The sequence below is a fragment of the Flavobacterium sp. P1_E4 genome, from assembly GCF_056405915.1.
The window spans coordinates 1-5,330 of record NZ_JBFUBE010000046.1 but is presented as its reverse complement, the minus strand read 5'-3'; the positions used below and the strand labels follow the sequence as shown (position 1 = coordinate 5,330).

General features: G+C 36.1%; 4 protein-coding genes and 1 pseudogene. 3 read left to right on the top strand and 2 right to left on the bottom strand.

Annotated features, from left to right (window positions below):
• Positions 1 to 823 precede the first annotated feature (823 nt).
• Positions 824 to 1,363: an NADPH-dependent FMN reductase gene (locus tag AC1DY0_RS18780; RefSeq protein WP_477190110.1), complete on the top strand. Its 540-nt coding sequence runs from the start codon at positions 824 to 826 to the stop codon at positions 1,361 to 1,363.
• A gap of 96 nt (positions 1,364 to 1,459) precedes the next feature.
• Here AC1DY0_RS18780 and yaaA read toward each other — a convergent pair whose 3' ends face one another.
• Positions 1,460 to 2,218, bottom strand: coding sequence for a peroxide stress protein YaaA (gene yaaA, locus AC1DY0_RS18775; RefSeq protein WP_477190109.1), 759 nt, complete (start codon positions 2,216 to 2,218; stop codon positions 1,460 to 1,462).
• Positions 2,219 to 2,574: 356 nt separating this feature from the next.
• Between yaaA and AC1DY0_RS18770 the strand changes: the two genes are divergently transcribed.
• Positions 2,575 to 3,978 (top strand): FAD-binding oxidoreductase, encoded by a 1,404-nt coding sequence (locus AC1DY0_RS18770; RefSeq protein ID WP_477190108.1) that lies wholly within the window; start codon positions 2,575 to 2,577, stop codon positions 3,976 to 3,978.
• 142 nt (positions 3,979 to 4,120) lie between these two features.
• On the top strand, positions 4,121 to 4,663 hold the full coding sequence (locus AC1DY0_RS18765) for a GNAT family N-acetyltransferase (protein WP_477190107.1): 543 nt from the start codon (positions 4,121 to 4,123) through the stop codon (positions 4,661 to 4,663).
• A 43-nt stretch (positions 4,664 to 4,706) separates the two neighbouring features.
• Here AC1DY0_RS18765 and AC1DY0_RS18760 read toward each other — a convergent pair.
• Positions 4,707 to 5,330: pseudogene (locus AC1DY0_RS18760) on the bottom strand (glucosamine-6-phosphate deaminase); the annotation flags it as partial.

Below are 5,330 nucleotides of genomic sequence, written 5' to 3'. Positions count from 1 at the left end.
TCTCCTTTGATACTTTGTATTGCAAAACCCAGCTTGGTGAGGTCAATAAATTCCACAAAAGCATCTATAAAACGAACTTGATTATCGGGACTTATAGCGTCTTCTAAACTAGAAAAACGCATCTGATGACGGGAAATTCCTGTGATATGCTGCATTCTTAAAAATACGAAAATTCCTGTTTTGACACAACTTTTTTGTTATATTTGGTGATATACAAACGGAGGTTTTTTCACAGACTGACGTTACAGGGCAGTTATGCCGAAATTACGCAGATGAAAATAATCAGAAAATAAACTTTTGTTTCCGCAAGAAGTTTACAAAGCAGAAGCGTGAAAGTTGGATTTTGCCAGCAGAAACTTGAAAAATTGAAATCTTAAAGCAGAAACCAAAAAGTTGAAACTTACCAACAGAAACTTACCAACAGAAACTTGCAAATTAGAAACTTGCAAATTGGAATTTGCCAACAGAAAGCTGAAAAACAGAAACTTGATTTTTTTTTTTGCGCAGAATTTTAAAACGAAAAGTAAATAATTAAAAAAATAGACCGAAAATTAAGAACTGAAAAGCAGAAACGTGAAAATTGGATCGCCAACAGAAGCGTGAAAGTTTTGTGTGAAAATCGTAATTTCGACAAAAATAACCGCCCTGTAACAGCCACTACAACGGATTTGGGCATTTAGCTTAATGGAAAAATGGTCTTGTATTTGAAAGATTTGGCAAATCCGAAAAATGGTCTTAATTTAATCCCAAACCCGCTGTAGTGCCAGAACGTTGGCCTTCATTGTACCTAAAATTACGACAGACAAGAAACTTACAGAATTTAATGATAGAGAAGAAAAATATTTTAGCAATTATCGGAAGTGCCAGCGAAAATTCTGCAAACCTTAAACTTGTTGAACAAATCGCAGTTTTGGCAACAAATGATTTTAACTTGACAATTTACAACGACCTAAAATTACTACCTCATTTTGACCCAGAACTTTCAGCCGACAAACCACCAAGGCAAATAATTGAATTTAGAAAAAGTATTGAACAAGCTGACGGAATAATTATTTGTACACCAGAATATATTTTTAGCATTCCAAGTGGACTAAAAAACGCAATCGAATGGTGTATTGCAACAACAATCTTTTCGGACAAACCAACTGGACTGATAACGGCTTCGGCAAGTGGGCAAAAAGGGCACGAAGAATTGCAACTAATAATGAAAACAGCAATGGCAAAATTTACGGACGAAACAAGTTTGCTAATTCAAGGAATAAAAGGAAAGTTTGACGAACAAGGAAATTTAATAGACAACAAAACTAAAAAACAATTAGACCAATTTATTTACGCTTTAATGAAATTAATAAACGATAAGTAGACAAAAAAACAACGACCCAATAGCGAATTTGTAATCCGTGCCCACAAAGCACATCGACAAACTCAAATCTGAATTCTCCAATCTGCCCTCTAAAACCTATCTCGTAAAAACCAAGTTATTCCCTTTTGATAAATTCGCGTCAAACTGATAGCCTTCGTAATTAAATCCTTTTAAATCATCAAGGGTTTGAGCATTGGTATCCAAAATATAACGTACCATCAATCCTCTAGCCTTCTTGGCAAAAAAACTGATTATTTTCAAATTTCCATCCTTGTAATCCTTAAATTCTGGAGTAATAACAGGAACTTTCAAAGCCTTCACATCCACCGCCGAAAAATACTCGTTGCTCGCCAAGTTAATAAACAACTCCCCTTTTTTAAGTTCTTTATTCAATGAAGCGGTGATATTTTTTTTCCAAAACTCATATAAATTTTTGCTTTCGCCAATGGGTAATTTCGTTCCCATTTCAAGACGATAAGGTTGAATTAAATCCAATGGTTTCAAATAACCGTACAAACCCGATAAAATTCTTAAAGTCCCTTGAAGCTGTTCCATTTTCTCCATTGGAATCGAATAGGCATCCAATCCTGTATAAACATCGCCATCAAAAGCATAGACTGCCGGACGTGCATTTTCGGGTGTAAAAGGAGTTTTCCAATCCTGATTTCGTTTCCAATTCAAATCAGCCAATTTCTCAGAAATCGACATCAATTCAGATAAGTTTTTAGGTGATTGCTGCTTCAAAACTTTATGAACCTGTCTGGATTCTTTTAAAAAAGAAGATGCTGTATGTTGGGTTGTTGGTAATTCTTGTTCGAAGTTTAACGATTTGGCAGGAGAGAGTACAATTTTCATATTTCAAAATTAATGATCCAAAAATACAAATTCCGACACTAAAACCCTATTCTAAAATACAAATTTAAGAAACCAACAAGAACTAGAATTCCGAGAATTATATGAATTATTTTATAGTGCTTACCTCGGTTTGTAATACTCTTTTTTCAAACTTTATATATAAAAACAAACGACATCAAAAAGAGAAATAAATCTATTCAAAACACTGATTCTATGGCGACAATTAGGTCTTAATGGATTCAATTTTCTAAATTTATTTGTGTAATTTTATGGTGCTATTCGAAAAAAGGAGTTGTTTTTTTAGTCCCATTTCAAGTTTTAACCTGCAATAATATAACATTTAAAAAAAATATATTATGCTTAATGAAACTTCTATTCAGGATTTCAGGGCTACCTTAAGAGGCGGAATAATAGAACCGCAAGATGAAGGCTATGAAGATGCCCGAAAAGTGTACAATGCCATGATTAACAAACGCCCCCGCATGATTGTGCGTTGTGCTGATGTGGCTGATGTGATTCAGTCGGTTAATTTTGCGAGAGAAAACGAATTACTCCTCTCCATTCGCAGTGGCGGACACAATGCCGGTGGTTTAGGGATTTGCGATGACGGATTAGTGATTGACCTTTCTCTAATAAAATACACTCGTGTTGACCCTCTAGCTAAAACGATTATGGTAGGAGCCGGATGCACTTGGGGAGATATTGACCACGCAACCCATGCATTCGGAATGGCTGTCCCTGGCGGAATTATTTCTACTACTGGTGCAGGAGGATTGACTCTTGGCGGAGGACTTGGTTATCTTTCTCGCAAATGCGGATTGAGCATCGACAACTTATTATCTGCCGATGTAGTCCTGGCTGACGGGAGCTTTGTAACGGCAAATGCAAATCAAAATCAGGATTTATTTTGGGCCTTAAGAGGCGGTGGCGGAAACTTTGGGGTAGTGACTTCCTTTACGTTTAACCTACACCCAATATCGATGATTTATGGTGGCCCGATGCTCTATGAATTGAGCGAGAGTGAAGATGTAATGAAATGGTATCGTGAACTGATAAAAGATGCACCAGATGATCTCAATGGATTTTTTGCATTTCTAACTGTTCCACCAGGACCTCCTTTTCCAGAACATCTTCACCTAAAAAAAGTGTGTGGAGTCGTTTGGTCCTACACTGGATCTTTAGAAAAAGGAGAAGAAATTTTCAAACCCATTCGTGCCTTCAAAACACCAGCTCTTGACTTTGTAGGCCCAATACCTCTCCCAGTCCTACAAAGCCTCTTTGATGGATTGTTACCAACAGGTTTGCAATGGTATTGGCGTGCCGACTTCGTAAACGAGTTGAGTGATGAAGCCATTACAAAACACATTTCATTTGCTCATGCCATGCCCACACCTCTTTCCACCATGCATATGTATCCAATCAACGGCGCAGCTTCACGAATAAGCAATAAAGATACTGCATGGAATTACCGCAACTCCACTTGGGCAATGGTAATCGTGGGTATTGATCCAGATCCTGTCAATAAAGAAATAATAACCAAATGGACGAAAGACTATTGGGAAGCACTTCACCCCTATTCTGCCGGTGGCGCCTATGTAAATTTCATGATGGATGAAGGTGAAGAGCGAATAAAAGCAACCTATGGTGACAATTACGAACGTTTGGTCACAATTAAGAATAAATATGACCCAAATAATTTGTTCAGGGTGAACCAAAACATAAAACCCGAGACAAAAGAAACCTTAACACAAGCACATTGATGACATGGAACAATAGTTATAAGACACTCTCAAAATCACAAGTTAGTTTTAGTCATAATATTCATTAATTTTTAGGAATAAATTCGAAAAAATTAGTGAAATTTATGGCTAATTTTTTATCCTTTAAATCAATTCTATTACTATGTCCAAAATTGAAATTAGAAAAGCTTCCTTATCCAATCTTGAAACTATTCAATACATTAGTAAGCAAACTTTTACCGAAACTTTCTCTGAAATAAATTCTCCTGAAAACATGGAGAAATACCTGCAGGAAAATTTCAATACAGCTCAATTAACTTTAGAAATAAACAATACTGACTCTCCTTTTTACATCGCCTTTTGTGATAACGAACCTGTTGGTTACCTCAAATTAAACCTGAAAAATGCACAAACCGAAGTAATAAAAGACGAAACAATCGAAATTCAACGTATTTATGTTTTAAATGCTTTTCACGGAAAAAAGATAGGACAACTATTACTCGACCAAGCTATAAAAGTTGCAGAAGAATATCATGTCGATTATATTTGGCTAGGCGTTTGGGAAGAAAACCACAGAGCTTTACAGTTTTATGCCAAAAATGGTTTTGTAACATTCGACAAACATATTTTTATTCTAGGCAATGACCAACAAACCGATTTATTAATGAAACTTGAAATAAATAAAAAACAAAAGCCAATCGAATAATACTATTCGATTGGCTTTAAACTAAATCATAAAATCCTTTTATTTAGTACTCAAAACGTTTAAAAGCTTCAATCGCCTCATATTCGGCAAGTCCTAATTTATCGTATAATTTTGCCGTATTTTTATTTCGATCCTCGGCTCTAACCCAAAATTCTCTCGAATCATTTCCTTGGAACATCACTCTGTCTTTTTGAGATTGGTGGTACAAAATAGCTTGTCTTTTCAACATTACTTCGTCTGGACTCAATGGAACGGCCATATCAATTTCGTGAATATCCCATTCGTGCCAAGCTCCTCTGTACAACCACAACCAACAATCGTTCATGAATGGTTTCGATTTTAATGCTTTCATGGCCGCAAAAATGGCATTCAAGCATACTTCGTGGGTACCGTGTGGATCTGCAAGATCCCCTGCGGCAAATACTTGATGCGGTTTGATTCTCTCGATGATTTCTTTCACAATGGCAATATCTTTCGGCCCCAAAGGACTTTTTTGAACCATTCCTGTTTCATAAAACGGCATGTCCAGAAAGTGTGTGTTTTCATCTTTCAAACCGATGTATCTTGTAGCAGCATAAGATTCACGTCTTCTTATCAATCCTTTTAATTTTCTAACTTCGTCAGAATCGCTTTGCCCTAGTGGTTTAGAATTAATAGAATCTATTAC